At 65.1% G+C, this 26542-nt stretch carries 24 protein-coding genes; 17 read left to right on the forward strand and 7 right to left on the reverse strand.

The window, feature by feature from the left end:
- Positions 1 to 82: 82 nt before the first annotated feature.
- On the reverse strand, positions 83 to 994 hold the full coding sequence (locus NH448_RS11520; RefSeq protein ID WP_253028791.1) for a TIGR01777 family oxidoreductase: 912 nt from the start codon (positions 992 to 994) through the stop codon (positions 83 to 85).
- Between the two features lie 375 nt (positions 995 to 1369).
- On the opposite strand from NH448_RS11520, the gene NH448_RS11525 reads away from it, so the two are divergent.
- From NH448_RS11525 to NH448_RS11570, 10 genes are all read left to right on the forward strand, one after another.
- On the forward strand, positions 1370 to 2398 hold the full coding sequence (locus NH448_RS11525; protein ID WP_253028792.1) for an FAD-dependent oxidoreductase: 1029 nt from the start codon (positions 1370 to 1372) through the stop codon (positions 2396 to 2398).
- A gap of 52 nt (positions 2399 to 2450) precedes the next feature.
- A complete protein-coding gene (locus NH448_RS11530) occupies positions 2451 to 2837 on the forward strand; it encodes a CbiX/SirB N-terminal domain-containing protein (RefSeq protein ID WP_108449193.1) in 387 nt (128 codons plus the stop codon).
- 315 nt (positions 2838 to 3152) lie between these two features.
- A complete protein-coding gene (locus NH448_RS11535; protein WP_045990818.1) occupies positions 3153 to 4064 on the forward strand; it encodes a MerR family transcriptional regulator in 912 nt (303 codons plus the stop codon).
- Positions 4065 to 4143: 79 nt separating this feature from the next.
- The gene (gene phrB / locus NH448_RS11540) at positions 4144 to 5574 is read left to right on the forward strand and encodes a deoxyribodipyrimidine photo-lyase (RefSeq protein WP_045990819.1); all 1431 of its coding nucleotides are present in this window, start codon (positions 4144 to 4146) and stop codon (positions 5572 to 5574) included.
- 139 nt (positions 5575 to 5713) lie between these two features.
- The gene (locus NH448_RS11545) at positions 5714 to 6154 is read left to right on the forward strand and encodes a nuclear transport factor 2 family protein (protein ID WP_045990820.1); all 441 of its coding nucleotides are present in this window, start codon (positions 5714 to 5716) and stop codon (positions 6152 to 6154) included.
- A 219-nt stretch (positions 6155 to 6373) separates the two neighbouring features.
- Entirely contained in the window at positions 6374 to 7186 is an 813-nt protein-coding gene (locus NH448_RS11550) for an SDR family NAD(P)-dependent oxidoreductase (RefSeq protein WP_045990821.1), read from the forward strand.
- On the forward strand, positions 7183 to 8514 hold the full coding sequence (locus NH448_RS11555) for an FAD-dependent oxidoreductase (RefSeq protein ID WP_045990822.1): 1332 nt from the start codon (positions 7183 to 7185) through the stop codon (positions 8512 to 8514). The genes NH448_RS11550 and NH448_RS11555 overlap by 4 nt, the downstream gene beginning before the upstream one ends.
- The gene (locus NH448_RS11560) at positions 8511 to 9320 is read left to right on the forward strand and encodes a DUF1365 domain-containing protein (RefSeq protein ID WP_045990823.1); all 810 of its coding nucleotides are present in this window, start codon (positions 8511 to 8513) and stop codon (positions 9318 to 9320) included. The genes NH448_RS11555 and NH448_RS11560 overlap by 4 nt, the downstream gene beginning before the upstream one ends.
- Positions 9317 to 10585: a cyclopropane-fatty-acyl-phospholipid synthase family protein gene (locus NH448_RS11565; RefSeq protein WP_045990824.1), complete on the forward strand. Its 1269-nt coding sequence runs from the start codon at positions 9317 to 9319 to the stop codon at positions 10583 to 10585. Before NH448_RS11560 ends, NH448_RS11565 begins: the two co-directional genes overlap by 4 nt.
- An 11-nt stretch (positions 10586 to 10596) precedes the next feature.
- The gene (locus NH448_RS11570) at positions 10597 to 11097 is read left to right on the forward strand and encodes a DUF2878 family protein (RefSeq protein WP_045990825.1); all 501 of its coding nucleotides are present in this window, start codon (positions 10597 to 10599) and stop codon (positions 11095 to 11097) included.
- 19 nt (positions 11098 to 11116) lie between these two features.
- Here NH448_RS11570 and NH448_RS11575 read toward each other — a convergent pair whose 3' ends face one another.
- Positions 11117 to 12973, reverse strand: a complete 1857-nt coding sequence (locus NH448_RS11575) for a GGDEF domain-containing phosphodiesterase (RefSeq protein ID WP_045990826.1) — start codon at positions 12971 to 12973, stop codon at positions 11117 to 11119.
- Positions 12974 to 13195: 222 nt separating this feature from the next.
- On the opposite strand from NH448_RS11575, the gene fabA reads away from it, so the two are divergent.
- The 4 genes from fabA (at position 13196) to NH448_RS11595 (ending at position 16641) form a co-directional block, all read left to right on the forward strand.
- Complete coding sequence (gene fabA, locus NH448_RS11580) at positions 13196 to 13711, forward strand: 3-hydroxyacyl-[acyl-carrier-protein] dehydratase FabA (RefSeq protein WP_045990827.1); 516 nt, start codon at positions 13196 to 13198, stop codon at positions 13709 to 13711.
- 13 nt (positions 13712 to 13724) lie between these two features.
- Positions 13725 to 14942 carry a beta-ketoacyl-ACP synthase I gene (gene fabB / locus NH448_RS11585; protein WP_045990828.1) on the forward strand — a complete coding sequence of 406 codons (1218 nt, stop codon included), beginning with the start codon at positions 13725 to 13727 and terminating at the stop codon, positions 14940 to 14942.
- A gap of 292 nt (positions 14943 to 15234) precedes the next feature.
- On the forward strand, positions 15235 to 15990 hold the full coding sequence (locus tag NH448_RS11590) for a M48 family metallopeptidase (protein ID WP_045990829.1): 756 nt from the start codon (positions 15235 to 15237) through the stop codon (positions 15988 to 15990).
- A gap of 87 nt (positions 15991 to 16077) precedes the next feature.
- Positions 16078 to 16641, forward strand: a complete 564-nt coding sequence (locus tag NH448_RS11595) for a PH domain-containing protein (protein WP_052704180.1) — start codon at positions 16078 to 16080, stop codon at positions 16639 to 16641.
- Between the two features lie 72 nt (positions 16642 to 16713).
- Here the strand turns inward: NH448_RS11595 and NH448_RS11600 are convergent, their stop codons facing one another.
- The 3 genes from NH448_RS11600 to NH448_RS11610 all read right to left on the reverse strand — a co-directional run bounded on the left by NH448_RS11600 (position 16714) and on the right by NH448_RS11610 (position 19371).
- A complete protein-coding gene (locus tag NH448_RS11600) occupies positions 16714 to 17469 on the reverse strand; it encodes a lysophospholipid acyltransferase family protein (RefSeq protein ID WP_045990830.1) in 756 nt (251 codons plus the stop codon).
- The gene (locus NH448_RS11605) at positions 17466 to 18362 is read right to left on the reverse strand and encodes a sugar nucleotide-binding protein (protein WP_045990831.1); all 897 of its coding nucleotides are present in this window, start codon (positions 18360 to 18362) and stop codon (positions 17466 to 17468) included. Before NH448_RS11605 ends, NH448_RS11600 begins: the two co-directional genes overlap by 4 nt.
- 235 nt (positions 18363 to 18597) lie before the next feature.
- Positions 18598 to 19371, reverse strand: coding sequence for a sulfite exporter TauE/SafE family protein (locus tag NH448_RS11610; protein ID WP_045990832.1), 774 nt, complete (start codon positions 19369 to 19371; stop codon positions 18598 to 18600).
- A 204-nt stretch (positions 19372 to 19575) separates the two neighbouring features.
- Between NH448_RS11610 and NH448_RS11615 the strand changes: the two genes are divergently transcribed.
- On the forward strand, positions 19576 to 20100 hold the full coding sequence (locus tag NH448_RS11615) for a CinA family protein (RefSeq protein ID WP_045990833.1): 525 nt from the start codon (positions 19576 to 19578) through the stop codon (positions 20098 to 20100).
- A 26-nt stretch (positions 20101 to 20126) separates the two neighbouring features.
- Entirely contained in the window at positions 20127 to 20957 is an 831-nt protein-coding gene (nadE, locus tag NH448_RS11620; protein ID WP_045990834.1) for an ammonia-dependent NAD(+) synthetase, read from the forward strand.
- A gap of 193 nt (positions 20958 to 21150) precedes the next feature.
- Here the strand turns inward: nadE and ssb are convergent, their stop codons facing one another.
- Complete coding sequence (gene ssb, locus NH448_RS11625; RefSeq protein WP_045990835.1) at positions 21151 to 21816, reverse strand: single-stranded DNA-binding protein; 666 nt, start codon at positions 21814 to 21816, stop codon at positions 21151 to 21153.
- A gap of 268 nt (positions 21817 to 22084) precedes the next feature.
- Positions 22085 to 23470 (reverse strand): MFS transporter, encoded by a 1386-nt coding sequence (locus NH448_RS11630; RefSeq protein WP_045990836.1) that lies wholly within the window; start codon positions 23468 to 23470, stop codon positions 22085 to 22087.
- Between the two features lie 184 nt (positions 23471 to 23654).
- On the opposite strand from NH448_RS11630, the gene uvrA reads away from it, so the two are divergent.
- Positions 23655 to 26525 carry an excinuclease ABC subunit UvrA gene (uvrA, locus tag NH448_RS11635; RefSeq protein WP_045990837.1) on the forward strand — a complete coding sequence of 957 codons (2871 nt, stop codon included), beginning with the start codon at positions 23655 to 23657 and terminating at the stop codon, positions 26523 to 26525.
- Positions 26526 to 26542: the final 17 nt, after the last annotated feature.

Genomic DNA, 26542 nt, shown 5'->3' on the forward strand with positions numbered 1-26542 from the left:
AGGCCTTGGCGTAACGTGAGTCGCCTGGGGTATCGACCGGCAGTAGCGACCGCCGGTGTCGAACAGCGGAACTCGCGCCGTCTTAAAGAATGTCGTCCAGCGCCTTGTCCAGGGTCGGGTAGCGAAAGCTGAAGCCCTCCTCCTCGAAGCGCTGCGGCACCATGCGCGCGCCGGTCAGCAGCAGCCGCGACATCTCGCCGAAGGCGGTCTCCAGCACCATCGCCGGCACCGGAAAGGGCGTCGGGCGCTTCAGGTGACGCCCGATCGCTTCGGTGAACTCGCGGTTGGTGACGGGCTCCGGGGCACTGCCGTTGAAGGGCCCGCTCAGGTGCTCCTTCTCGATCAACCACAGGATCATTTCCACCAGATCCTCGCGATGGATCCAGGGCATATACTGATCGCCCTTGCCGAGCCGCACCCCCAGCCCCAGCTTGAACGGTGGCAGCAGCTTCTTGAGCATGCCGCCGCCTTCATCCAGCACCAGGCCGGTGCGCAGGATCGCCAGGCGCACGCCGAAGTCCTTCACTCCAGCGGCGGCCTGTTCCCAGCGCTTGCACAGGCGGTGGGCAAATTCATCATGGGGCGCTGTCTGCTCGGTTACCGTCGGCGCATCCTCGCCCCCGCCTTGATCGCCGTAGAAGCCCATGGCCGAACCACTGACCAGCACCCTGGGGGCCTTGGCGGTCTGCGACAGCTGTTCGCACAGCATCACCAGTTCCCTGGTGGCGTTGATGCGCGAATCGATAAGTCTTTCCTTCTGAGTGTCACTCCAGCGCTTGTCGGCAATGGGCTCGCCTGCCAGGTTGACCAGCACCCCCGGCGGCGCGTCGACGAAGTCCAGCGCGCTGACCCGTACATCCGCTCCTTCGGGCAGCACCTTCGCCGCCTGCGCCGGTGAGCGGGAGACCACCTGTACGCGGTGACCGGCGTCCACCAAGCGTCGACACAGACGCTGGCCCACAAAGCCACTGCCACCGGTGATCAGTACTCGCATAGCTTGTCCTCTCGCAATACACAACGATCCCTGGCCCCGACCACATACCGTCGGCCCTCTCTGACGGCAGCGACCACCGCAGCGTGCGACCAGCCTGATTTCAGCCTAGTCGGTTGTGCGCTGGCCGGTCTACGGCTTGTCTGAAAAGTGCCTGCGCTCGGTAATACGGCGTTAAAAATCGGCTGGTGCGCCAGCCCGGTCAAAATGCTCATTTACACCCCGTAAACTGCGCTTTCTCACCGATTTTTGCCTTGTCTAACCTTCGCTCGTCGACTTTTCGGACAGAGCCTAGGACTTCATTTGACTCAAGTTGTACATCACTTATACGCTACATCCAAGATACTGACACCACAGACTCGAGGAGGGCTTCCGTCGATGCTGCAGGTCGCCATCATTGGAGCGGGGTTCAGCGGCCTGGCTTGCGCCGGCCAGCTCCGCCGACACGGTCACCGTGCGGTGCTGTTCGACAAGGGCCGAGGACCCGGTGGGCGCGCCAGTTCTCGCCGGGAGGGAGACGAATCCCTCGACCTGGGTGCTCAATACTTCAGCGTGCGTGACGCTGCCTTCGCCGCCGAGGTCGACCGCTGGGAAGCCGCAGGGGTGGCCACGCCCTGGCCGCCCTCCAGCTATCGGGTCGACGCCTCGGGCGCCTGGCATGAGGAAGGCGACGATCAACATCGTTACTGCGGCACTCCACGCATGAGCGCCATCACCCGCCACCTGGCCGCCCCCCATGAGCTGTTTGCGGCGACTCGCGTCACCCGCTTGACCGATCGCCTGGACGGCTGGTGGCTAGAGGACCCGCAGGGCGACAGCTACGGCCCCTTCGACCGGGTGGTGGTGACCGCGCCGGCGGCCCAGGCCGAACCCCTGCTGCGCCCCCACGACGAGGCGCTGGCGAAGGCCTGTCGTGAGATCCGCATGCTGCCCTGCTGGAGTGCCTGGGTGCGCTTCGACACAGCGCTGACGCTCGAGGGCATCGACGCCGACTGGCCAGTGGTACGCTTTGACCAGGGGCCGCTGCGCCTGGCGGTTCGCCACAATCGCAAGCCCGGGGGCGAGCACCAGAGCGAGACGCTTTCGCTGCTGGCCCGGGACGAATGGAGTCAGCGCCATCTCGAGGACGACGCCGAGGACGTGGCCAGCAGGCTGACGGCAGCCCTGCAGAAGGCCCTCGCAACCCGGTTGCCGACAGGTTCCTCTCTGCCCCAGATCACGGCCAGCGGTGCCCATCGCTGGCGCTACGCCACCGCGGACCTTACGCTGGCGGCGCCCGATCACCGTCTCGGCGAGGATGGCCTGGCACTGGCCGGTGACGGTCTGCGCGGCGGACGTATCGAGGATGCCTGGCTGTCGGGCGTGCACGTCGCCGAGGCCCTGCATCGTACTGCCACCGACGCCTGAAGCGGGCGCCAGTCGCAGGCTTACCCATTTTCAGGTCATCAGGAAACCGAACATGTCATACGCACTGGTACTACTTGCACACGGCTCCAGCGATCCCAACTGGCGGGCGCCCTTCGAGCACTTCCGCGACGCCCTGGCGCCACGCCTTGGCACGCCGATCCGGCTGTCCTACATGGAGCTGTGCGAGCCGTCGCTGGAGTCCACCGTGGCCGAACTGAGCGCAGCCGGTGCTACCCGCATCGAGGTGCTGCCGCTGTTCTTCGCCGCCGGTCGTCATCTGCGCAAGGATGTGCCTGCCCAGATCGACGCCCTGCGCAGCGAACACCCGGGGCTCGAGCTGACGCTGCTGGCGCCGGTAGGAGAACACCCCGTGTTCGTCGAGGCGCTGGCAAGCGCAGTGGCCGACCAGGTCGGCGAGACGCTGTCACCGGCCCCCTGATCAGCCCCCTAGGGCTTGTCTGAAAAGTGCCTACGCTCGGTAATACGGCGTTAAAAATCGGATCAACATGCTCATTTACACCCCGTAAACTGCGCTGTCTCACCGATTTTTGCCTTGTCTAACCTTCGCTCGCCGACTTTTCGGACTAAGCCTAGACGTTCAATCAGCGTGAGCGAAAAGCGGTAAAACTGTTGTACACTTTGTAGCGTCTGTACAGCTACGGAAACGTCGAGTCACCTACGCCATCGACAACTTCCAGGGACAGGGCGCAGCTAGCGCCTTCACAATCGCACCAGGACACGCATCGAGGCCCTCATGAGTCATACGGCGCCCCCCACCGAATCTCCTCTCTACCCCATCCGCGAAGTGTCGCGGCTCACCGGGGTCAATTCGGTGACCCTGCGTGCCTGGGAGAGGCGCTACGGACTGATCGAGCCGCGCCGCACGCCCAAGGGGCATCGCCTCTACGCTCGGGAAGACATCGAGCGGGTCGAGCGTATTCTGCAATGGCTCAACCGCGGAGTCCCGGTCAGTCAGGTCAAGGATCTGTTGACCCAGCCCGAGCCCGCCGAGACGGCACCGCCCGCCGCCGGCGACTGGACCTCGCAGCGCCGCCAGATGCTGGGCGCGGTGGATGCCCTCGACATGGATCATCTGGACGGCCTGTATCAGCAGTCCCTGGCCCTTTACCCGGTCGGCACCTGCATCAGTGAGCTATGGCAGCCAGTGGTCCAGGAGCTTGAGGAACGCTGGGAAGGGCAGCTTGGTGCGGCCTTGCAGCGACGCAGCCTGGAGAGCTTCCTGCGCACGCGCATCGGTATTCGCCTGTTTCACGCCAATCGCACCGCCCGTGGTTCCACCCTGCTGCTGGACACCCTGCCAGACGATGACGGTTCGCTATGGACCCTGATGCTGGCGCTCGCCGCCAGTGAACGCGGCTACCGCATCGCCCTGATGGATGCGCCGCTGCCGTTCACCGATCTGCCGCTGGCGCTGGAACGCCTGCGCCCCGGTGCGGTGGTGCTGTGCAGCGGCAAGGCCGAACGCTCCGACGTGGTCCGTCGACTGCTGCCTCGTCTGGCCGAACAGCTCGACACTCCGCTGGCGCTGTGCGGCCCGGTGGCACGCATCCGCGCCGCCGAACTGGCCGACAGCCAGATCGAGGTGCTCGGTGACGACATCCCCATGGCGCTGGACCGGCTGAGGCCGCTGATTCGCCAGCACTGAGCCACGACAAGACAGCCTGATCATCCCCGTCGCGGCGCGATGCCCCCTCTAACCACGACACGATTCGCGGGAGCTCCCCATGCCTGTCACTCTGGTCTGGTTTCGCAGCGATCTGCGTATTCACGACAATACTGCGCTTTACCACGCCGCCCGACGCGGCCCGGTCATCGGGGTCTTTCTGCACGCCGAGCAGCAGTGGCGCGAACACGGCCACGGCGACAACAAGCTCGACTTTCTGTGTCGTGGCGTCGAGGCCCTGGGCGAAGCCCTGGCCGAGCGCAATATCCCGTTGATCCAGCGCCAGGTGCCGCGCTTCGATGACGCTCCCCAGGCACTGATGGCGCTGGCCGAGGAGCTCGGCGCCGACGCCCTCTATTTCAATCGCGAGTACCCTCTCGATGAGGTCAAGCGCGACCAGGCGGTGCTGGCGCAGGCCGAGCACAGCGGCCTCGAGGCACGTGCCCTGCGCGACGCCGTGGCCTTCAGTCCCGGCGAGCTGCTCACCGGCAAGGGCGACTACTACGGCGTCTTCACCCCCTTTGCCAAGGCCTGGCACAAGGCCATCAGCGCCGAGCGACTCGAGGTGCTGGACCCACCGGAGCGCCAGGCGCCGCTGGAGCTGTCCTCCAGCGCCAGCCAGCGCCCCGACTATCCGGACAAGAACGTGGATGGTCGCCACTGGCCGGCCGGCGAGGAGGCCGCCAGTGACCGCCTGTCGCGCTTTCTGCGAGGTTTCCCTGACAGCCCGGCGAAGCGCTACAAGGAGCAGCGGGACTTCCCGGCCAGACGCGGCACCAGCGAGCTATCGCCCTATCTGGCGCTGGGCATGATCTCCTGGCGTCAGTGCATGCAGGCGGTGATGGCGATCAACGACGGTAGCTTGAGCGACGGCGACGCCGGCCTGACCGCCTGGGTCAGCGAACTGGTGTGGCGAGAGTTCTACCAGCACGTGGCCACAGGCTTCCCCAGGGTATGCCGCCATCGGGCCTTTCAACGCCACACCGAGGCCCTGGACTGGCGCGATGCCCCCGAGGATTTTGCCGCCTGGTGCGAAGGACGCACCGGCTATCCGCTGGTCGACGCCGCCATGCGCCAGCTGGTCGCTACCGGCTGGATGCACAATCGCCTGCGCATGGTGACCGCAATGTTCCTGTCCAAGCATCTGTTGATCGACTGGCGACGTGGAGAGCGATTCTTTCTCGAGCACCTGGTCGACGGTGAATTCGCCGCCAACAACGGCGGCTGGCAGTGGGCGGCGTCCACCGGTACCGACGCCGCGCCCTACTTCCGCATCTTCAACCCCACCACCCAATCCGAACGCTTCGATCCCGAAGGCGAATTCATCGCGCGCTGGGTGCCGGAGCTTGCGTCACTGGCGCCGAAGAAGCGACATGCCCCGACCCGGGATCTGCTCACCGACCTCGACTACCCCGCCCCCATCGTCGACCACCGCGCCGCCCGCGAGCGCGCACTCGACGCCTTCAAGAGCCTGTCGAAGGACGCGGGATAAGGACACTGTCTGGCTTGGCCTGGCGTGAGATAGCCCAGCACAAGCCAGCGTCATCCTGTGGTCCCTTTGCTGATCCGCCCCAGCCCGATCCACCTCAGTCCGATCTGCCGACGACAACAACACCGACAAGGAGCACCCCATGATCCAGGACCCTGTGCTGGCGACCTTTTGCGACACCTTCAATAAACTAGACAATACCTGTACAGAAAAGCTATACAGTATATATTCTAGTGACATCGTCTTTATCGACCCATTGCATCGGGTGGAAGGCATAGAGGCACTGAAGCGCGACTTCGACGCCCTGTACGCCAACGTGATCGACTGCCGCTTCCGCTTTCACCATGGCCTGCGGGACGGCGACCGGGGCTTCGTGTGCTGGACCATGGCGCTGCGCCACCGGCGCCTTTGCAAAGGCCGCCAGATCGACGTGGAAGGCTGCTCGGTATTGCGCTTCGCCTCACCAGACGGCGGCAAGGTGGTCCACCACCAGGACCACTTCGACGCCGGTGCGCTGCTCTACGAGCGCCTGCCGTTGCTCGGCGCGGTGATACGCAGCATCAAGCGATACGCCGCCGGTTGAGGCTGGCAGCGCCGGCCAATGCCCGCGCCTTCGGTAAATATACGCACCGTCGGCTGAAACCATGGACGGCGCCGATACGTAGCTGACAGCAGGCCCAGAATTCTGATCCGACCTTGTACAACAAGAGTGAATCTCGACAAGCGTGAATCGCAGCGAGCTTGAATCGAGCCCACAGCAAGCTCAGACAGCAAGGCCGCACCGCAAAAGGAGCGACAGTAGATGGCACGCGACCCCAACCCTCAGCGCATCTGGCTGACCGGCGCCACCTCCGGCATCGGCGAGGCACTGGCACGACGCCTGCTCGACGATGGCCATCGCGTCGCCCTGACTTCGCGCGGCAAGGCTGGCCTCGAACGACTGGCCAAGGATCACGAGAATGCCATGCCGGTCCCCGCCGACATCACCGACCGCGCGTCGATGCAGGACGCCGCCGCACGCATCGACGAGGCCTTCGACGGCCTCGACATGGTGATCTTCAATGCCGGGACCTGCGTCTACCTCGACGGCGGCCGCGTCGACACCACCCTGGTTCGCGACAACTTCGAACCCAACTTCTTCGGCACCATCCATGGCATCGAGGTGGCTCTGCCGCTGTTGCACAAGGCCCGACGCCAGGGTGCCCGCCCGCAGATCGTGGCGACGTCCAGTGCTTCGGCCTATCTGGCGCTTCCGCGTGCCGAAGCCTACGGCGCGTCCAAGGCGGCACTGAGCTACTTTCTCGAGTCGCTGCGACTCGACCTGGCCCATCAAGGCATCGACGTCAGCGTCATCCACCCCGGCTTCGTCAAGACGCCGTTGACCGAACGCAACGACTTCCCCATGCCCATGGCGGTCACGCCGGAACAGGCGGCCAAGGCGATCTTCGAAGGACTGTCGGCACGCCGACGGGACATCCACTTCCCGCGGCGCTTCACCTACCTGGTCAAGTTCATGGGCATCCTGCCCCTGCGGCTGAGGATCGCCCTGGGCAAGCGCCTGGTCAGGCGCGAAGACGATGACGCTTCCACCCCCCACAAGGAACGCAACCAATGACTCGCCTTCAACCGCCGTTCGAGGCCCAGCGCATTGCGGTGATCGGTGGGGGTATCAGCGGCCTGGCCGCCGCCCGCTACTTGAGCGCGCGTCACCGGGTGACGCTGTTCGAGGCCGCCGACCGGCTGGGGGGACACACCGCTACCGTGGATGTCAGCCTGGACGGACGGGACTACGCCATCGACACCGGCTTCATCGTCTTCAACGATCGCACCTATCCGCACTTCCAGCGCCTGCTGGCACACCTCGGGGTGAACGCTCAGGCCACCGAGATGAGCTTCTCGGTGCATCGCACCGACCGCGACTTCGAGTACAACGGCCACACCCTGACCTCGCTGTTTGCCCAGCGTCGCAACCTGCTGCGCCCTGCGTTCTACCGCCTGCTGGGCGAGATCCTGCGCTTCAACCGACTGGCCATCGCCGATCTGGCGCGACCGGGCCAGGATACGTCCAGCGATGCCCTGCTGATGCCCCTTGGCGACTATCTCGATGGCCATGGCTTCAGCGACGACTTTCAGCGCCACTACCTGCTGCCCATGGGGGGCGCCATCTGGTCGGCCAGCCTGGCCGATATCCGCGCCTTTCCCACACGTTTTTTCCTGCGCTTCTTCCACCACCATGGGCTGCTGTCGGTCAACGACAGGCCCCAGTGGTACACCGTGGAAGGGGGATCGCGCGGCTATATCGATGCCATGGTGGCGCCCTACGCCGACGCCATCCGCCTGGCGACGCCGGTGCGCGGTATTCGTCGGGAACACGACGGCGTGGTGCTGCGCACCGATGCCGGCGAGGAACGCTTCGACCAACTGGTGCTGGCCTGCCACGCCGACCAGGCGCTCGGGCTGCTCGATGACCCCAGCTACGCCGAACGCGAGGTGCTGTCGGCGTTGCCCTACGCCGACAACGAGGTGGTACTGCACACCGATACTCGCCTGCTGCCGCGCCGTCGGCGCGCCTGGGCCAGCTGGAACTATCGCCTCGACGGCCGCAGCGACGCTGACCGGGTCTCGGTCACCTACGACATGAATATCCTCCAGCGCCTGAGCGCGCCGCACACCTTCTGCGTGACCCTGAACGACGCCGACAGCATCGACCCGGCCAAGGTGCTCGGGCGCTTTCGCTACGCCCATCCCCAGTTCACGGCCCAGGGTAGCCTGGCCCAGGCGCGTCATGCCGAGATCTCCTCTGCGGCGCTGCGTACTCACTTCTGTGGCGCCTACTGGCGCAACGGCTTTCACGAGGATGGCGTATGGAGCGCGCTGCGGGTGGCAAAGGCGCTGGGCTGCGAGGAAAGCGACCATGAGCGGCTGGAGGCGGTGGCACCATGATCGCCAAGCCGCGTTCGCGGATCTACCGCGGCACCCTGCGCCATCGGCGCTTTCTGCCGCGACCCCACGAGTTTGCCTATCGCGTATGGATGGCCTGGCTCGATCTGGAGGAGCTGCCCGAACTGTTCGACCGGGTGCCCGGCTTCAGTGCCCGCAGGCCGGCGCTGGCCCGCTTCAGGCGCGAGGATTACCTGCCGGCACGGGGCAGCGAGATAACCCTGGCCGACGCCGCCAGGGCCGAGGTCCGCGAGCGCCTGGGCCAGGCGCCCCAGGGCCGGGTCTGCCTGCTGACCCAGCTTGGCTCTCCCTGGGTGTCGTTCAATCCCATCTCGCTCTACTACCTCTACCACGAACCCGACGGCGAGGGACGCGAGCGTCTGGGCGCGATACTCGGTGAAGTCACCAATACCCCCTGGCGCGAGCGCACCCGTTACGCTGCCGCGGTAGACCCCGAGCGTCACAGCCACCGCGCTGAGTTCGACAAGGACCTGCACGTATCGCCCTTTCTGCCCATGGGCATGACTTACCACTGGCGCTTCAACAGCCCGGGGCGTGAGCTCGCCATGCACATGGAGACCTGGCGGGATGGCCAGCGCCACTTCGATGCCACCCTGACCCTGGCAGGCCGGCCGGCTACCCGACCGGCGCTGCTCGCCGGCCTTGCGCGGCAACCCTGGATGGCCACCAAGACCCTGGCGGCCATCCACTGGGAGGCAATCAGGCTGTGGCTCAAGGGCGTCCCGCTGCACGATCACCCACCGCCGGCCGAAGGCCTCTCATCCAGATCCGAGGAGACTCCGTCTTGACCACACTCAGGAGCGAACAAGGCGTCACCATCAGCCGACGCGGCGACAGGCTCAGCCACTGGCTCAAGCCTCGGGTGCTGGCGCAATTGGGCCAACTGCGCCACGGCAGCATCACCCTTGTCGACGGCCATGAGCGCCATCAGCTTGGGGAACAGGGGGAACTGAGCGTAACCCTGGTGGTACGCCGCAGTCGGGTGTGGAAGCGCATGGCGCTGGGCGGCACCCTGGGGGCGGCAGAAGCCTACATGGACGGTGACTGGGACGTGGACGATCTGGTCGGACTGGTGCGTCTGTTTGCGCGCAACATCGACCGGGTCAATGACGATGTGGAAGGCGGCCTGGCCGGCCTGGGACGCGCCCTGCTGTCCACGCTGCTGCGTCTGCAGCGCAATACCCGCAAGGGCTCCCGGCGCCATATTGCGGCCCACTACGACATCGGCAATGACCTGTTCGCGACCTTTCTGGACCGTGAACACTGGATGTACTCCAGTGCCATCTTCCCCTCCCCGGAGGCTACCCTCGAGCAGGCCTCGACGCACAAGCTCGATGTCATGCTCGACAAGCTGGACGTCAGGCCTCACCACCACCTGCTGGAGATCGGCACCGGCTGGGGCGGGCTCGCGATCCATGCCGCCCGTACCCGCGGCTGCCGGGTGACCACCACCACCATCTCCCGCGAGCAATACGAGCATACCGCTCGCCGCCTGGCCGAGGAGGGACTCGAGGACCAGGTCACCCTGCTCAACAAGGACTACCGCGAACTGAGCGGGCGCTACGACCGGCTGATTTCGGTGGAGATGGTGGAGGCGGTCGGCGCCGACTACCTGCCGCGCTACCTCAAGACCCTGGACCAGTTGCTGGCGCCCCAGGGGCTGGCGTTGCTGCAGGCCATCACCGTACGTGATCAGCGCTATGAAGCCGCGCGCAGAGAGATGGACTTCATCAAGCGCTACATCTTTCCCGGTGGTTTTCTGCCATCGCCCACGGTACTGCTGCAGAACCTGACGAAACACACCTCGATGAACCTTGTCGATCTGGATGATATCGGCCCGCACTACGCCCGTACCCTGCGTGAGTGGCGCCAGCGTTTCGAGGCGAGCCTCGATCAGGTCGGCAAGCTGGGCTACGACGAGCGTTTTGTGCGGATGTGGCGCTACTATCTGTGCTACTGCGAGGCGGGTTTCGCGGAGCGCACCATCAGCACCTGCCACCTGTTGCTGGCCAAGCCCGATGCGCGGCCGCGAACTCGGCTCGGCAAGCCGTGATCAGGGGACCGATGCCCCCCCGCTGGCAGGCCTCGCTGCTCAATGTGGCGGGCTTCCAGCTGGGCTGGTTCGGCTGTGTGCTGATGGGCGCCTGGGCCGGCGGAGCCATTGCCCTGGCGGTGATCGTGGCTCACCTGCGCTGGCTGGCCAAGCCCGGAGAATGGCGCTGGTTGCTGGGGTTTCTGCTGGCTGGGGTCGTGATCGATGGCTCACTGGCGGCGTTGGGCGGCTATCGCTTCGACCCGCAGAACCCGAGCCTCGGTCCGCTGGCGTTGTGGCTACTGTGGCTGTGGCCGCTGTTCGCCACCCTGATTCATCACTCGCTGGAGTGGCTATGGGCGCGCCCCTGGCTCGCCGCCCTCGGCGGCCTGATCGGCGGCCCCTCGTCCTATCTGGGCGGCGCGGCACTGGCGGGCGTCGAGCTGGCCGACTGGCTGCTGCCGACCCAGGCGCTGATCTGGGCCTCGCTGTGCCTGGTCATCGGCATCGGCCTGCGTCGACGCTCAGGCTGAACAAGGGCGGAAGGCGCCATCAGGCCACCGCCTGACGGGTATTGGCCTCTTGACGGGTAGCGCTTTCCCGCCACAGGGCTTCGAGCTCGTGGGCCGGCATCGGCCGGGCGTAGAAGTACCCCTGCACCTCATCACAACCGGCCTGGCGCAAGTAGTCGCGCTGTTCTGCGGTTTCGACGCCCTCGGCCAGTATCTCCAGTGACAACCCTCGGGCCATCGCCGTGACCGCGTTGACGATGGCCGCATCGGCACTGTCACCCGGCAGCGCCTTGATGAAGGCACGATCCAGCTTGAGCTTGTCCAGCGGCAACTCCTTGAGATAGCCCAGCGACGAATAGCCGGTACCGAAGTCGTCGAGGGCGATGCGATGGCCCAGGTCACGCAATCGCTCCAGGCGCGGCACGATATCGCCGCCACGATCGTCCAGCAGCACCGACTCGGTCAGCTCGAGCCCCAGCCACTGGGACGCCACGTCATGGCGCGCGCGGCCGGTGGCCAGGGTCTTCTCCAGGTCGCCCTGGAACAGCTGCATCGCCGAGATGTTGATCCACACCGGCAGCGGCGATAACCCCCGCGAGCGCCAGTGGGCGAGCTGGGTCAAGGCCTGATGAATCACCCAGTCACCCAGCGGCGCCATCAGTCCATGACGCTCCGCCAGGGGGATGAACTCCGCCGGGGAGATCATCCCGTCGCGGGGATGACGCCAGCGCAGCAAGGCCTCCATGCCGATCATGGCGTCATCGGCGAGGCGATGCTGTGGCTGGTAGTGAAGCTCAAGCTGTCCTCCCTGGGCCAGCGCTTCCCGCAGGTCATTGAGCAGCGTCAGATTGGGACCGTCACCGACGTCCAGGGCAGGCCGAAAGCGCTGGCAGCAATTACCGCCATGGCGGCGGGCGGACGCCAGCGCCGCCTCCATGCGCTGAAACAGCACGCCATCATCGTTGCCGTCTTCCGGGGCACGACAGCTGCCGATGGTAATGCCGAGCCTCAAGGTGCTGCCGTCGATCTCGAACGGCTCCCCCAGATGGCTCCTCAAGCCCTCGACCCAGCGCTCGTGATCGTCGTAGGTAGTGGTACGCAGGACCATGAATTCGTCCCCGCCCAGCCGCCCGACCACACCGCCGGCCACATGCCCGGCCAGGCGCTTGCCGAAACGTGCCAGCAATCGATCACCGGCGCTGACACCGAGGCCGTCGTTGATCTCCTTGAAACCATCGATATCGATCAGCGCCAGATCCAGGCACTCACCGGCACGCAGATGACGCAGACGCGAGGCCAGCAATTCATGAAGACGGAAACGGTTGGGCAGCCCGGTCAGCGGATCCTCCCGACCGATCCGCCTGAGGTCCTGCTCCCGGGCCTTGCGCAGCGAGATATCGGTAAAGGTGGCGATATGGTGCTCGGCGCGGCCATGGGGGTCGGTGATCACCTGGACCTCCAGCCACATGGGGTACTCGCTGCCATCCTTGCGTCGCTGCCACAGCTCGCCTTCCCAGCGACCGGCGCTGATCAGCGCCTGCCAGAAGCGCTCGAAGAAGGCACTGTCATGGCGCGCCGCCGCCAGGTTGCTGGCGCTGAGGCCGGCCACCTCGGACAGCTCGAACCCCGAGAGCTCGGTAAAGGCCGGGTTGACCGCCTGGATACGGTGCTGGTCGTCGGTGATCATCACCGCCTCCCCCGACTGTCGCATCACCTGCTCGGTCAACCGCGAGCGACGCTGCTCGAGCTTCACCTGACGCCAGCCGTCCCACATGGCCACCGCCATCAGCAACAGCGCACCGAGCCTGAGCGAGACGCTCGGCAGCCACAGGACGGCTGACATCGCCGAGAGCCCGAGCCAGATCAGCGGGCGATTGAAAGATAACCGAGGCCACATGGTCGAATTGGACTCCCGCGATAGAGAACGCGAAAAAAGTGTGCTGTCGTTATCGGCGCTTTGCCCGGAATCTGTAGTGTCAAAGCAGACTTTCTGTCTACCACGACCATGATCGAAGGCCCACGGGGTGCATTCAGCCCCCACGAACAGTAGACTAGGCAGGCCGCATGGCGGCAGATTGCCGTGCGCGGCGTACATCACTTCGACTCTCGGAACGCTCCAGTGACCAAGCAACACTCTTTTGATCGCGATGAACTGCTGGCTTGCAGCCGCGGTGAGCTGTTCGGCCCGGGCAATGCCCAGCTGCCGGCCCCCAACATGCTGATGCTCGACCGCATCACGCGCATTTACGAAGAGGGTGGCGAGTACGGAAAGGGCGAACTGATCGCCGAGCTCGATATCCGCCCTGACCTGTGGTTCTTCGATTGCCACTTTCCGGGCGACCCCGTCATGCCCGGCTGCCTCGGCCTCGATGCCATGTGGCAGCTGGTGGGCTTCTACCTCGGTTGGCTCGGTCACCCCGGACGCGGCCGGGCGCTGGGCTGCGGCGAGGTCAAGTTCAGCGGGCAGATCATGCCTGACGCCCAGAAGGTCACCTACCGCATCAATATCAAGCGCGTCATCACCCGCCGCCTGATTCTGGGCATGGCGGACGGCACCGTTTCCGTCGATGGCCGCGATATCTATCAGGCCAACGACCTGCGTGTCGGCCTGTTCACCTCCACCGCGAATTTCTGATCAGGAGGCTCCCATGCGACGAGTGGTAGTCACCGGTCTGGGCATCGTGTCGTGCCTGGGCAATGACCGGCAACAGGTACTCGAGGCACTCAAGAACGGCCAGTCCGGCATTCGTTTCAAGGAAGAATACGCCGAGCGTGGCTTCCGCAGCCACGTCGCCGGCGTGGTCGACATCGACCTGGACGAACTGGTGGACCGCAAGCTGCGCCGCTTCATGGGTGACGCTGCGGCCTACGCCTATGTCTCCATGGCCCAGGCCATCGAGGATTCCGGCCTCACGCCCGAGCAGGTGTCCAACGAACGTACCGGCTTGATCGCCGGGTCCGGCGGCGCCTCCAGCGCCAACCAGGTGGAGGCCGCCGACGTGATGCGCGAGAAGGGTCTGCGCCGTGTGGGCCCCTACCGGGTCACCCGCACCATGGGCAGCACCGTCTCGGCCTGTCTGGCGACCCCGTTCAAGATCAAGGGCGTGAACTACTCCATCTCTTCTGCCTGCGCCACCTCTGCCCACTGTATCGGTTCCGCCATGGAACAGATCCAGCTCGGCAAGCAGGACGTGGTATTCGCCGGCGGCGGCGAGGAGGAGCACTGGACGCTGTCGTGCCTGTTCGACGCCATGGGTGCGCTGTCGACCAGCTACAACGACGACCCGCAGACCGCCTCTCGCCCCTATGACAAGAGCCGCGACGGCTTCGTCATCGCCGGCGGCGGCGGCATGCTGGTGCTTGAAGAGCTCGAGCACGCCAAGGCTCGCGGCGCCAAGATCTACGCCGAGGTGGTCGGCTACGGCGCCACCTCCGACGGCAAGGACATGGTCGCGCCGTCAGGTGAAGGCGCCATTCGCTGCATGCGCCAGGCCATGGCCAGCGTCGACGGCGACATCGACTACATCAACACCCACGGCACCTCCACGCCGGTGGGCGATGTGGCCGAGCTCAAGGCGGTGCGCGAGGTCTTCGGCGACAGCACCCCGGCGATGAGTTCCACCAAGTCTCTGACCGGGCATTCGCTGGGCGCCACCGGCGTGCAGGAAGCGATCTACTCGCTGTTGATGATGGAGAACGACTTCATCGCCGCCTCGGCCAACGTCAGCGACCTGGACGACGAGGCCCAGGGCTTCGATATCGTCACCAGCCGCCGTGATGGCGTGAAGCTGGATCGCGTACTGTCCAACAGCTTCGGCTTTGGCGGTACCAATGCCTGTCTGGTGCTGCAGCGCTTCAACGACTGATCCAGCCCGGCCAGGTAATAACACGACGGCGCCCCTCGGGGCGCCGTCGTTGTTTGTGGATTGCGCTATTCCCACTACCAGGGAGAGCAAGACGATATTGCTGACAAAGTGTTGTCTGAAAAACACGAAAAATGGGTAGGTTTGTTGCGCTGCAATAGCGCGTGCTACAACTCCGAACACGGTCAGCTTGCGCTCCAGAAACTCCCGTCGCGATCCTGCGCGCGCAACCGCCGATCAGGACCTTGTCCTGCAGGAACCATCCCGACTCCCTCTTTCATCAAGGATGATGAGCATGAACCTACGCCTTACGCTTTCTGTCGCCGTGCTTGGCTGCACCACCCTGCTGACCGGCTGCGAGAACATGTCCACCGACAGCATGATCAACACCGGGCTCGCCGGCTTCAACGCCGCCACCATCAGCGACGCCGAGGTCAAGGCCATGTCTGACCAGAGCTGCCAGCAGATGGACAGCCAATCCGTCCTGGCGTCGCCCGACTCTGAGTATGCACAGCGCCTGGAACGCATTGCCGACCGCCTGGGCCACCAGATCGAAGGCACCCCGGTCAACTACAAGGTCTACATGACCGACGACATCAACGCCTGGGCCATGGCCAACGGCTGCGTGCGTGTCTACAGCGGGCTGATGGACATGATGAACGACAACGAGATCGAGGGTGTGCTGGGTCATGAACTGGGTCACGTGGCCCTGGGGCATAGCCGCAAGGCCATGCAGACGGCCTACGCCACCTCGATCGCCAGAGACGCCATGGCGGCATCCGGCAACAGCGCGATGGCGACCCTGTCAGACTCTCAACTGGGTGACCTGAGCGAGAAGTTCATCAACGCCCAATTCTCCCAGAGTCAGGAAAGCGACGCCGACAACTTCTCCTTTGATCTACTGACCGAGCGAGACATTCCTCGCGAGGGCCTGATGACCGGCTTCCAGAAGTTCGCCGAGCTCGACGGCGGCGAAAGCAGCCTGATGTCGTCACACCCGGGTTCCAAGGAACGCGCCGACAATATCCGCGAGCGCCTGGCCAACGGCTAGGACTGGCGATACGTGGCAGCTTCAGCCCTTGCATGCTCGGAGCTGCCACACTCGCTTGGCCCGCACCAACGACAAAAGGAGAAAACCATGAGCGACAGCACCTCGAATGAAAGCGTTATCGCAACGCTGAAGCCTTCGATTCTGGCGGGAGTGGGTTCGCTGATAGTTGGATTTTTGCTCGCATCGATTGGAACGTTATTCGCAAAGCAAATCTGGCGATTTTTTTATGACATCTACATCGGCATATACTACGGAGACCCATTGTTTCCTCTGAAAGAATCACATGTTGTTATTGCGCTTTGGGCGATCTGTCTTATTATCCCCATCTGCAAGATCATTGGCTTGGCCAACACCAAGTTTGATATCACACCGCGCCGAGTCTACTACTATCACGGCGTCTTGAATCGCCGCGTGGATCAGTTGGAGATCGCACGCATCCGCGACCTGTCGACATCAGAGCCTTTGCTGCTCAGGCTCTTTGGTTTGGGCAACCTGATACTGCTGACGGCAGACCGGACCCATCCGCAACAACTTATTCCCGGCATCAGGGACGTTCACGGCATGCGAGAGCGTGTACATGACCTGAGCGTTGCCGAAAGACAGCGGACAGGCTATCAGGAGATGGAAAACACCACCGAAGCGACGGCTTGACCGCCTTTTCTTTCGGCGATCGGCGATGATGCCGAGCGCCCCAAGACCGGCCCCAGTGGGGCCGGATCGCGTTCAGCGACTGACACTGCGCGCCAGTTCTTCGGGCGCGGGCCTCGGCACGCTGGAGATCTCTTCCAGGCGCGCCTCGATCCAGGCTTCGGTCTCGACCAGCACCTCTTCAGGGGTGCGTCCTTCGGTGGCGATAGGCTCGCCCACCACCAGCGAGATGCGGCCAGGCCGCTTGATCCAGTCACGCCCCGGCCAGCATTCGCCGGCGTTGTGGGCCACCGGCACCACCGGCACCCCGGCGCGGCAGGCGATCACCGCCCCACTCTTGTTGTAGCGGCGACGCTTGCCTGGCTCTACCCGGGTTCCCTCGGGAAAGATCAGCACCGACAACCCCTCCTTGAGCCGCTGGCCTCCCTGGCTCAGTACCTGGCGCATGGCCCGGGCAGGCTTGGAGCGGTCCAGGGCGATGGGGTGCAACAGGCGCAGCCCCCAGCCAAAGATCGGAAAGTTCAACAGTTCCTTCTTGAGCACCGTGCACACCGGAGGCTTGAGCAACTGCAGGTAGACGGTTTCCCACTCGCACTGGTGATTGGACAGGATCACCACCGGCCCATCGGGCAGTTTTTCACGCCCCTTCATCTCGTAGCGCACCCCGCACACCAGGCTGAACCAGGCGATGATGAAGTGGTTGTAGAGGTTGAGCAGCCGATAGCGCGAGCGCAGTGGCAGCAGCGGCGCCGGCGGCAGAAACAGCAAGCCACACACCAGCATCGCGGCAAAATAGCCAATATAGAAGATCACGCTGCGCAGCAGATTCATGCGTCCTTCCCCTGACTCGTCGCCTGGCAGGCCACGTCTTCCCGCGCTCGACACCAGGTGTCGAGCATGCGACCCACCTCGAGCCGCCAGGGTTTCTGGTGTACCCCGAACACTTCCAGCACCCGGCGACAGTTGAGCACCCGGCGCAGCGGCTGATCATGGTGGTGGCTGAGCGCCTTCACCTCGCCCAGCGCGATATTTTCGCCCTGGCCTTCCAGACGCGTGCCCAACTGGGTGCGCACCATGCACACGAAGGTATAGGCGCTGACCGGCTCTACCCCGGCCAGATGGTAGCTACCCCAGGCATTGGCGCCGCAGGACTGCTGCTGCAGCATGCCGATCAGCGCCATGGCCACGGCATCAGCGGACGTCGGGCACAGGGTCACGTCGGTCTCGGCGGGCACGGTGCCACCATCGATCAGGGTATCGAGCAGTTCGCCGAGCCAGGCGTGGCTACCCTCCAGGGCGAACATGGGACCGACCCGCACGATCAGGTGCTCGGGGCACTCGGCACGGATGCGGTCGCCCGTCGCCACCAGCCGGCGCAGCCCCTCGTCCCGGGGGGCCGGAATCACGTGCTCGTCGATGGGCGAATCGTGGCCATCCTCGTAGAGCTGGTCACAGACGCACCACACCAGCGGTATGCCAACGTCACGGCACGCCTCCATGCAGGCCTCGACCGCCTCGGCGTGTTCGACCACCGCAGCGGGCGGCACGCTGAAGGGGCGCGACAAGGGGGGAATGATCAGCGCGTCCGGCGCCAGCGTACGCAGCGCTTCAGGATCCACGCGGGTCGCGGGATCGATCACCAGCTCGGTATCACCGCGCCGATTGCTTTCCCGCGCCAGGGCCAGGGACAGACAATGCCCGGCGTCCAGAATCAGCAGCTTCACGACGACTCCTCGTCCATGAGAGCGCCGCACGAGACTCGTACGACGCCCTGGCGTTACGGCCGGTGTCCAGACGCTGCGACAGGAATAGCGGCGAGAACCGCCACTCGCACATCACGCCCGAGGACACCAAAGGGCCATATTCTACACCAACTGCTCATCGATCAGCGCCCCTCTTGGAGGTAGCAGACTCTCGCCATCCATCGAGGTGGAAACGTCTGGCTGCCGGTTGGCGCGATCAGCCGACGCTGGTCGCAAGGCCCACCAGGCTGACCGCCACCAGCACCACCCCGAGCACCCGGAAGAACACCTCGGAGCGAGCACCGAGCAGCGCCTGGTGGACTCGCTCGCCGAGTACATGGCCCACCATGGCGCAGGGCAACAGCCACAGGTGATGCTCGAGCTGCAGGTCCACTCCGGCGATGATGAAGGACACCATCTTGATCACCACCAGGATGAACCACAGCACAAACAGGGTGTCGCGCAACTGGTGCTTGGCCACATGGGAAGCGAATACCGCGACGATCAGCGGAGCGCCGATCAGCGATGCTCCGCTGACGTAGCCGCCCAGCGCCAGCAGCACCACGTCCACCGTCTTGCTGCGGCTACGAAAGGGGCGATTGAGGGCGTAGCTGGCGCCGTAGACGATCACGATCACGAAGATCACCGCCGTCATCAGCTCAGCCGGCAGGGTCAAGAGGCCGACCACCCCGATCAGCTTGGGCACGATCATGATCGCCAGCGCGCGCTTCAAGTAGCGCCAGTCGATATTGCTGTCGCCGGTATTGCCGGTCTGCTGGATCTGACGATGGCCGCGCCAGGCGATCCAGCTCGAGAAGATCAACAGATGCACCGCCACCAGCGGCAGGAACACCAGTGGCTCATCGAGCACCAGCAGCAGGAAGGGCAGCGCCAGCACCGCCCCACCGAACCCCAGACTGGAGCGCACGAAACCGCTCCAGCAGAAGATCAGCCCGATCAACGCGTACTGGTACCACAACAGATCCTGCATCCGCCGCTCCCTCTGGATCACCACTAAAATTATTTGTCTGCTTATCACTTTAGCCTGTCTGGCTGCACGGCAACATAAGACATCAGTGGAGATAGAGAGGCATCCGTCTCGCAAGGAGTGGGTTGGAAGACCCGGCCTTCAGCCCCTATGCTGAATTTGCCAAAACGAGCATTTCCCACTCTCATCATCGCAGGAGAGCACGCCATGGAATGGCTGGAAGATCTTGTCGACTACCTGACCGAGCACGACATCAAGCTGGCCACCGCGGAGTCCTGCACCGCCGGTCTGATCGCCTCGGAACTGGCCCGCGTACCTGGCAGCGGCCAGGTCATCGACAGCGGACTGGCCGTCTACTCGCCTGAGGCCAAGAACCGCTACCTCGGGATCCCCTTCGAGACCATCTCGCGCTACGGCCTGACCGGCGAGGAGATCACCCGGGAGATGGTGCTGGGCACCCTGAACAACTCCAACGCCAAGCTGGCGATCGCCAACACCGGCATCGCCGGCCCAGGCGAACCCGAGGATGGACCGCCCAAGGGCACGGTGTGCCTGGGCTGGGGTTTTCGCTACGAGGACAAGATCTACGTGATCACCACCACCGAGCATTTCGACGGGGATCGCAACGAGGTCCGCCTGGCGGCGGCCCATCATGCCCTCAAACGGGTGTGTGACTGGCACCGCGACATTCGCGACGGCAAGCTCGCGCCCTACTGGCGTGAGCACGACTGACACCCCAATCCCGCAAGGAGGCACGGATGACCCACGACGATATCGACCAGTTGCAGCGCATCATCGCGCGTGAACTCGAAGTCCAGCCCGGGGCGGACATCAGGGATGAAATTCAGCGGCGCCAGGCGTTTCTGATCGACCAGCTTCACACCACCGGCCAGCACTGCCTGGTGCTCGGCATCAGTGGCGGCGTGGACTCGACCAGCGCCGGCCTGCTGGCCCAGCGGGCGGTCGAGGCGGCGCGGGAGCGACTGCCCGAAGCACGCTTCATCGCCATGCGCCTGCCCTATGGCGAGCAGCAGGATGATGACGACGCCTGGCAGGCGCTGGACGCCATCCAGCCGGACGAGTGCCTGACGGTCAATATCAAGCCGGCCAGCGACGCCATGCTGGAAGCGCTGGAGCAGGCAGGCCTTGAGTTTCGCGACCAGGCCCACCGCGACTTCGTGATGGGCAATATCAAGGCGCGCCAGCGGATGATCGCCCAGTACGCCGTGGCCGGCGCTCAAGGAGGCCTGGTCATCGGCACCGACCAGGCCGCCGAGGCAGTGATGGGCTTCTACACCAAGCACGGTGACGGCGCCTGCGACCTGGTGCCCCTGGCCGGCCTGACCAAGGGCCAGGTCCGCGACATGGCTGCACAACTGGGCGCCCCGGATACCCTGGTCAACAAGGTGCCGACGGCGGACCTGGAGTCACTGCGCCCGCAATTGAGCGACGAGGAAGCCCTCGGCGTCAGCTACGCCGCCATCGACCGCTTCCTCACCGGCGAGAGTGTCGCCCCCGAGGACGCCGAGCGCATCATCGCCACCTGGCGGCGCACCGCCCACAAGCGTGCCATGCCCAGGACGCCCTGATACCCCGGGCACTTGAGGCGAAGCGCCTTGGCCGAAGAGAGACGCTGCAAGAGAAAGAGGCACTTGGCGAGAAGAGGCACTGCACTGAAGAGGCGCTGACCAAAAAAGAAGACCCGGAACGCAAGGAGGCCCTGCCGATGCAGGGCCTCCTTGGTTTGCTAATGACGCCATTTGATGGCATCCACAACGGGACTTAGAACGGGATCTCGTCGTCGAAGTCGTCGAAGTTGCCCGGGTCCGGTGCGCCGAAGCCGCCCTTCTGACCACCGCCCTGGTTGGGCGCCTGCTGGGGCGGACGGTTCTGCTGAGCGCCACCCTGCTGGCCACCGCCAAAGTTGCCGCCCTGCTGGGGCTGGCCGCCACCGAAGTTGCCACCCTGCTGGGGCTGGCCACCACCGAAGTTGCCACCCTGCTGGGGCTGACCACCACCGAAGTTGCCACCGCCCTGCTGGGGCTGACCACCGCCGAAGTTGCCGCCGCCCTGAGGGCCGCCGCCGAAGCCGCCACCCTGGCCGCCTTCACCGCGACCATCGAGCATCTGCATGTCGTTGGCGACGATCTCGGTGGAGTAGCGATCCTGGCCGTTCTGGTCCTGCCACTTGCGGGTCTGCAGGCGACCTTCGATGTACAGCTTCGAGCCCTTCTTGAGGTACTGCTGGGAAATCTCGGCCAGCTTGTTGAACATCACCACCCGGTGCCATTCGGTGCGTTCCTGGCGCTGGCCGCTCTGGCGGTCCATCCAGGTATCGGTGGTCGCGAGGTTCAGGTTGGCCACGGCGGTGCCGGACGGTGTAAAGCGTACCTCCGGATCCTGGCCGAGGTTGCCGATGAGGATGACCTTGTTGACGCCACGGGCCATGGTTGACTCCTTGATGCAGACAATGGGTGCCGGGCCGGCGGGCAGGATAGCTGCCACGCCCCCGATGACAATCGGTCGGCGTCGATTGGTCGACGCCACAAAAGCGGATGTCGCTACTATACGCGAGATCGAGACGATTCGCCGCCGTGAAGAACGGCTCGGCACTCGAGCGCAGACAGTGTGCGGCGACGTGATGTCGCGACAAGGTGCCGACACCAGGCGCCGCGACTATCTACCGCGGCTATCTACCGCAACTATCTACCGCTACCTAGGAGCGCCGGGTCGAAGAACGGGTCAGTCGCGCCAGCGCCTCGGTGTCCAGGGTGGCGCGATCCACCTTCAAGTAAGCCAGCCGCTCTTCCGGCACCACCAGCACGTCCTCGACCCCGGCGACGGCGGCAAAGCGCGCCATCAGGTTGTCCAGGGTATCGCTCTCGTGCTCGTCGGCCAGGGCCACCACCTCGCTGGACAGGTGGCGCGGCGCGCGCATGCCGAGCATCAGCACGAACCAGCCAAGCCCCAGCAGCGCTGCCCCCAGGAACACCGCCGACAGCCCGAACTGCTGGGCCAGGAAGCCGCCCATCACGCCACCGAGGAAGGCCCCCAGGAACTGGCTGGTGGAATAGACCCCCATGGCCGTGCCCTTGGCCCCGGCCGGCGCCAGCTTGCTGATCATCGACGGCAGGGTGGCCTCGAGCAGGTTGAAGGCGGTAAAGAAGGCCAGCAGCCAGGCGCCCAGGGCTACCAGGCCCGAACCGGCGAGGCCCAGCCCGACCAGACTCAGGGTGATGGTAGCGATGGCACCCAGGCACATCAGCTTCATCTTGCGCTTCTTCTCGGCCACGATCACCAGCGGCACCATGGCGACGAAGGACAGTCCCATCACCACCAGGTAGACCAGGCCATGGCGGGCTTCGACGACGCCGGCATCGACCAGCTTGAACGGCACCGCGGTGAAGATCGCCATCAGGATCAGGTGCAGGCTGAAGATGGAGGCGTCCATGCGCCACAGGTCCATGCGCCCGAGGATGCTGGCGAGCTGCCCGCGGTCGAGGCCGACGTCACGATGGCCGCGCCGGCGCGGCGCCGGCGGCACCAGCTTCCACAGCACCAGCATCCCCAGCGCCGCCAGCAGGGCGGTGAAGTAGAACACCCCGGCCAGGCCAAAGTGGCTGGCCACCAGCGGGCCGAGCACCATGGCGACGCCAAAGGCCACGCCGATCGACAGACCGATGGTCGCCATGGCGGCGGTGCGAACCTGCTCGCGGGTCTGGTCGGCCAGAAGCGCCATGATGGCGGCGGCCACCGCACCGCTGCCCTGCAGACTGCGACCGACAATCATCATGGCGATGGAGTCCGCCTGGGCGGCGACCACGCTGCCGATCAGAAACAGCCCCAAGCCAGCAGCAATCACCGGCTTGCGCCCGATGCGATCCGACAGCAGACCGAAGGGAATCTGCAGTACCGCCTGGGTCAGGCCATAGACGCCGAGCGCCAGCCCCACCAGCAGAGGGGTGGCCCCGACCAGGTGGTCGGCGTTGAGGGCGAGTACGGGCAACACCATGAACAGCCCGAGCATGCGTGTGGCGTAGAGCCCCGCCAGACCGACGATGGCGCGCCGCTCGGAGGCTAACAAGAGTCTGGCCTTGGACATGAACGAATTCCGGCTTGAGAGCGGGGAGAGAGCCCCGAAGGTGGACCGCATATTCTAGCGCCTGGGGGCGATCCAGAAAATGCCGACACTCGAGTCATTTCACAAGCGTCTTTTCACCGGTGGCTTTGCCGGCCGGGCGACCGGCCACGTATAATCGACCTTTTGCCGCGTCTTCGAGGTGGGAATGGACAAGATTCTGGTCAGGGGTGCCCGCACCCACAACCTCAAGCAGATCGACGTCGAACTACCCCGTGACAAGCTGATCGTGGTCACCGGGCTGTCTGGCTCCGGCAAGTCGTCGCTGGCCTTCGATACCCTCTACGCCGAGGGGCAGCGCCGCTACGTGGAGTCGCTGTCCACCTATGCGCGCCAGTTCCTGTCGATGATGGAAAAGCCCGACGTGGACCATATCGAGGGGCTGTCGCCGGCGATCTCCATCGAGCAGAAGTCCACCTCCCACAACCCGCGCTCCACCGTCGGCACCATCACCGAGATCTACGATTACCTGCGCCTGCTGTTCGCCCGTGCCGGCACCCCGCGCTGCCCGGAACACGGCGAGGACCTCGAGGCCCAGACCATCTCGCAGATGGTCGACCAGGTGATGGCGCTGCCGGAAGGCAGCAAGCTGATGCTGCTGGCCCCGGTGGTCAGCGGTCGCAAGGGCGAGCACCTGCAGCTGCTGGCAGAGCTGCGCTCCCAGGGCTTTGTACGCGCCATGGTCGACGGCCAGGTGCTGGAACTCGACGACGTGCGCCCGCTGGACAAGAACCGCAAGCACGACATCAGCGTGGTGGTGGACCGCATCAAGGTACGCGAAGGCCTCGAGCAGCGCCTGGCGGAATCCTTCGAGACCGCCCTGGGTCTGGCCGACGGTACCGCCATGGTCCACTTCATGGACGGCGAACAGGACGACATGGCGTTCTCGGCGCGCTTCGCCTGTCCGGTCTGCGGCTACTCCATCGCCGAACTCGAACCGCGGATGTTCTCGTTCAACAACCCGGCCGGCGCCTGCCCCACCTGCGATGGCCTGGGGGTGCAGCAGTTCTTCGACCCGGAAAAGCTGATCAGCCACCCGGAGCTGTCTCTGGCGGAAGGCGTGATCAAGGGCTGGGACCGGCGCAGCGTCTACTACTTCAACCAGCTGAAGTCGGTGGCCGAGCACTACCGCTTCACCCTGGAGACACCGTGGCAGGATCTGGCCCGCCACGAGCGCGAGGTGATCCTCAACGGCAGCGGCAAGGACGACATCGCCTTCAGCTACGTCAATGATCGTGGCAAGAAGGTCACCCGCGAGCATCCCTTCGAGGGCGTGCTGCCGAACATGCAGCGCCGCTACCGCGAGACCGAGTCGAGCATGGTCCGCGAGGAACTCGCCCGCTATATCGCGGTGCAGCCCTGCCGCACCTGCGAGGGCTCGCGCCTGCGCAAGGAAGCCCGCCACGTGTTCGTCGACGACACCACCCTGCCCGAGGTGGTGCGCCTGCCGATCGGCGACGCCCAGCGCTACTTCAGTGAACTGAGCCTGCCTGGCCGGCGCGGCGAGATCGCCGAGAAGATCCTCAACGAGATCTCGGCGCGGCTCGAGTTTCTGGTCAACGTCGGCCTCGACTACCTCAACCTGGAGCGCAGCGCCGAGACCCTGTCCGGTGGCGAGGCCCAGCGCATCCGCCTGGCCAGCCAGATCGGTGCCGGCCTGGTGGGCGTGATGTACATCCTCGACGAGCCCTCCATCGGCCTGCACCAGCGCGACAACGACCGCCTGCTGCAGACCCTGGAACGCCTGCGCGACCTGGGTAACACGGTGATCGTGGTCGAACACGACGAGGACGCGATCCGTGCCGCCGACCACGTGCTCGACATCGGCCCCGGCGCCGGTGTCCATGGCGGCGAGATCGTCGCCGAAGGCACCCCGGAGGAGGTCATGGCCAACCCGGCCTCGCTGACCGGTCAGTACCTGTCCGGTACCCGCGCCATCGAGGTACCGCCCTGGCGCATCCCCGGCAACCCGGAAAAGATGCTCAAGCTCACCGGCGCCTCGGGCAACAACCTCCAGGACGTCACCCTGGAGCTGCCGCTCGGGCTGTTCGTGTGCGTTACCGGGGTGTCCGGCTCGGGCAAGTCGACCTTGATCAACTCGACCCTGATGCCGATCGCCGCGCGCGAGCTGAACAAGGCCACTACCCTGACGCCGTCACCCTACACCGGCATCGAGGGGCTCGATCAGCTCGACAAGATCATCGACATCGACCAGAGCCCGATCGGCCGCACGCCGCGCTCCAACCCGGCGACCTACACCGGCATCTTCACCCCCATTCGTGAACTGTTCGCCGGCACCCAGGAGGCGCGCTCACGCGGCTACAAGCCCGGCCGCTTCTCGTTCAACGTCAAGGGCGGGCGCTGCGAGGCGTGTCAGGGCGAGGGCATGATCAAGGTCGAGATGCACTTCCTGCCGGATATCTATGTGCCCTGCGACGTGTGCAAGGGCAAGCGCTACAACCGCGAGACCCTGGATATCCACTACAAGGGCAAGACCATCGATGAGGTGCTGGAGATGACCGTGGAGGAGGCGCTGGAGTTCTTCAGCCCGGTGCCCGCCATCGCCCGTCGTCTGCAGACCCTGGTCGACGTGGGCCTGACCTACATCCGCCTGGGCCAGAGCGCCACCACCCTGTCCGGCGGCGAGGCCCAGCGGGTCAAGCTGGCCCGGGAGCTGGCCAAGCGCGATACCGGCAAGACCCTGTACATCCTCGACGAGCCCACCACCGGCCTGCACTTCGAGGACATCCGCCAGCTGCTGACGGTGCTGCACCGGCTGCGCGACCACGGCAACACCGTGGTGGTCATCGAGCACAACCTTGACGTGATCAAGACCGCCGACTGGCTGATCGACCTGGGCCCGGAGGGCGGGTCCGGCGGTGGACGCATCATCGCCGAGGGCACCCCGGAACAGCTCGCCGAGATGGAGGTCTCCCACACCGGACGCTTCCTCAAGCCGCTGCTCAAACGCGCCGCCCCCACCTCGCGCAAGGGCGACAAGGAAACCGCCACCGCCTGAAGGCCCGCGGGTGGAAC

It is taken from the genome of Halomonas sp. OfavH-34-E (assembly GCF_024124525.1).
Taxonomy (GTDB): Bacteria; Pseudomonadota; Gammaproteobacteria; order Pseudomonadales; family Halomonadaceae; genus Halomonas; species Halomonas litopenaei.